Origin of the sequence: Streptomyces sp. Isolate_45, from assembly GCF_024721315.2 — a bacterium.
GTDB lineage: Bacteria > Actinomycetota > Actinomycetes > Streptomycetales > Streptomycetaceae > Streptomyces.
Window position 1 is genome coordinate 1 of record NZ_JANFAK020000315.1, and the last position, 3,539, is coordinate 3,539.

The 3,539-nt window shown below is 78.0% G+C and carries 2 protein-coding genes; both read right to left on the reverse strand.

The annotated features are described in order from the left end of the window. Nucleotides 1-38: 38 nt before the first annotated feature. The gene (locus NOD94_RS41535; RefSeq protein ID WP_348652381.1) at nt 39-635 is read right to left on the reverse strand and encodes a hypothetical protein; all 597 of its coding nucleotides are present in this window, start codon (nt 633-635) and stop codon (nt 39-41) included. Next, the coding region (locus NOD94_RS40600; protein ID WP_281211263.1) for a DUF5682 family protein at nt 632-3,539 on the reverse strand (2,908 nt) is incomplete at its 5' end. The genes NOD94_RS40600 and NOD94_RS41535, both read right to left, overlap by 4 nt.

A 3,539-nucleotide genomic window follows, 5' to 3' on the forward strand; every position in this document is an offset into this window, starting at 1 on the left:
CCCCCCCCCTTTTTTAATGATACGCCCACCACCCAGATCTACACTTGCTGCAACACACTTACCATCCACGACGCTCTTCCGATCTGCTGGGCGCCGCCGTCCCCGACGGGAGCCGCCCCGCCCCGGCCGTCGCCCCCGGACGCGGAGGGTGCGTCGGTGTCGGCGCCGCCCGTCGATCCCCGCGCTCCGAGCGGCTGCACCGCTTCCGTGCCGGTATCGGCACCGGTTCCGTCCGCCGGTGACGTCCCGGCCCCGGCCGCCGCCTCCGGCGCGGCCGCGTCCGGCAACTCCGACGGGTCGGCGAGGGGCGCCGCGCCCAGGACCGCGGCCCGGTGCAGGCAGCGCGGCGCCAGGAGACAACCGCAGACGGCCTGCCCGGCCTCCGTGACCACGCCCGAGGCGCCCGGACGCAGCGTCACCACCGCGTCCTCACCGAACCGTACGGTGACCGAGCCCTCGGGCCCCGGCCGGGCCGCGGCCGCGCACCCCGCCACGGCGGCGTCGAGCTTCTTGCGCAGCCGGGCGCTCAGGTCCTCCACGGCCTGCGCGAGGACCTCGGGGGCCACGGGCGGCAACGGCACGCCGCCGCTCGCCGGGTCCGTACCCGACTCCGAACCACTGGTCGTGCTGGTCAACGGGTCTCTCCACGGAGTCGGTCGCCCACCCAGCGGGCGAGGGCGAGAGGACTGAGCGCGGCCACCGGCATGCCGGCCGCGACGAGTTGCCGGGCCACCGGCACCGAGTACCGGGGCGCGCCCGCGTCGTCGAGCGCGGCGCAGCCCATCAGGTGGGCGCCGGAAGCGGCCAGGGCGCTCACCTCGGCGAGCAGCCCGCCGAGCGGCGCGCCCTCCTCGAAGTCGCTGACCACGACGACCAGGGTGCGGCTCGGCACGGTGATCAGCGAACGGGCGTGCGCGAGGGCCGCCGCGATGTGCGTCCCACCGCCCACGCGGACCTCCAGCAGCAGCGAGAGCGGATCCTCGACGCGGTCGGTGAGGTCCACCACCGAAGTGGAGAACGCGAGGAAGTGCGTGGACAGCGTCGGCACCCCGCCGAGGACCGCCGCCGTCAGCGCCGACCAGATGACGGAGGCCTCCATCGAGCCGGAGACGTCGACCACCAGGATCAGCCGCCAGTCGCTCTCCCGGGACGCCCTGGTGCGGAACACCGGACGCTCCGGGACCACGACCACCCGGCCGTCGTCCAGCCGGCGGGTGTGCGCGAGGTTCGCCCGCAGGGTGCGGGCCAGGTCGAGCGCGCCGCCCGGACGGCGGGTCGGACGCGGCGTCGACAGCCCGGAGAGCGTCGGCCGCAGCCGCGTCGCCAGCTCCTTGGCCAGCTCGTCGACCAGCCGCCGCACCAGGGGCCGCAACCGGGCCAGTTGCCGCTCCGGCATGCCGCCGGCCAACGACAACACCGAACTCAGCAGCTCCACGGAGGGACGTACGGACGCCGGGTCGAGCTGCGCCAGCACATCGGTGCGGCCCGCTCCGGCCGCGTCCGCGAGCACCTCCTCGCGCAGGTCGGCGCCGAAGAGCGACTCCAGCTCGTGCGACCATTCGCGGGCGGTGGGGAAGGAGGGGCCGTCCCCGCCGCCCGAACCGCCCCGGTCGAGGTCCGTGGAGCCCTCGCCGCGCCCCGCCCCGTACAGCTCGTCGAGGGCGCGGGCGTAGCGCCGCGCATCGGCCGGGAGCTTGTCGCGCTGCCGGCCGAGCAACAGCCGCCACCGGTCGGCGGGGGCCAGTCGCCGCTCCGCGTCCGGCGCGGCACGGGGTGCGTCCGGCGCTCCCGGAACCCGCGGCGGCGACTGGGGCGAACGCGCCGGGAGCGCGAGCTCCTTCAGCGCGGCGACGCCGGCGGCGTCGGCCGCCGCCCACAGGGCGAGCAGCGCGGGCGGCGCGTCGAGGGAGAGGTCCACGCGGTCGCCGAGCCGCTCCGTCACCGTCTCCAGCAGCCGCTCGCGGGCGGCCGGGGCCAGCGCGTCGAAACCACCGCGCAGCGCGGGCAGCCGCTCCAGGAACGCCTCGTCGTCGAGGCTGTCCACCCGGTCCAGGAGCGGGTCGAGGGCGGCCGGGGAGGAGTCCAGCAGCGGGCCGGCGGCACTGAGCACCCCGGCGAGCCGTCGGGCCAGGGCCCGCCGTCCCTCGGGCGCGGTCGCGCCGTCGACCCAGGCGGCGGTGCGCCGGCCGAGCTCCGCCACCGGATCCAGGTCCAACAGGACGCGCACGGCCAGCGCCGCGCCCCGCATCAACGGCGACGCGGTGGCGGCCAGTTCACCGAGCGCGGCGTCCATGCGCAGACCCAGCCGGCGGGCCGCCGCCCGGTCGGCGAGGGCCACCAGCGCGCCGGCGTCGGACGGGTCGTCGCTGCCGGCGAGGCCCGGCAGGGCCCGTACGGCGGTCTCCAGCAGATCCCCGACGAGCCCGCCCGCGGTGTCCCGCCCCCCGGCGGTGGTGCCCGGGAGGTGCCCCCGGCGCAGCGCCTCCAACAGGTCCACGGCCTGGAGGAGTTCCGGCAGCCCGGCGGTGTCCGGCAGGACCTCCGCCGCCTCCGCCAGCCGTACGTCGACCAGCGCGGGCAGGTCGCAGCGCGCGGCGGAGTCCAGCCCGGCCAGCACCTGGGCCGCCGTCGGGCCGCCCGCGTCGGCCTCGCGGCGCGCGGTGTCCCGCAGCGTCCCGGCGGCGGCCTGGGCAGCGGTCACGCCGCGGACCCCCGCCAGGTCCAGGCGGGCCGGGACGGAGGGCGTCCACGACAGCCGCCACTTGCTGCCCAGCGCGGTGCCGTCACCGGTCGCGGCGACGGCGACGGGCTCTCCGTAGGAGGCCCCGCAGACCAGCAGGCGCCGGAGCAACACCTCGCGGCGCCCGTCGAGCGGGGAACGCAACGGATCCAGGCGCACCTCGCGGGGCGCCGGGTCCTCGGGCGACGGCAGCCGCAGCTCGACCAACTCCGCCTCCACGGACGGCCCGAGTCCCGAGCGGGGGGCGTGCGGGGTGGTCCTGCCACGACCCGCGCCGACCAGTACGGCCTCCAGGGCGCGGGCCAGCGCCCGCCCCCGGCCCAGGGGTTCCCCCTGCCCGAGCACCGTGGACACGGCCTCCAACAGCTCGCCCCGGCCGGGCGCGGGCAGCCCGCGCAACACCGCCAGGTCGCAGGCGAGGCGCAGGGTCTCCGCCGCCTCCCCCGTTCCGGCGGTGTGCCCGGCGCGGCGCAGCTCACGGCACACGCCGGTGACGGCGACCGACGCCGCCTCGCGCACCCGCACGGGGTCTCCGCCCGCGTCGAGGACGGCCTGCTGCCACAACGGGTCCCGGATGCCGGCCGGGTACCCGGAGCGGGAGTCGAGCAGGTCGTAGGAGTACGCCACGAAGGAGGTCACCACACCCGCGTCGCCCTCCCCGACGCCCGGCGCACCCGCCTTCGAGGCCCGCCCTCCGACACCCGCCGGCCGCCCGTCCGGGCCCACTTCCGCGCCCGCGCCCGGCCCGGGTCCGTGAGCGGGCCCGGTGCTGGTGCTCGCCGCAGCGCCCCCGGCCACC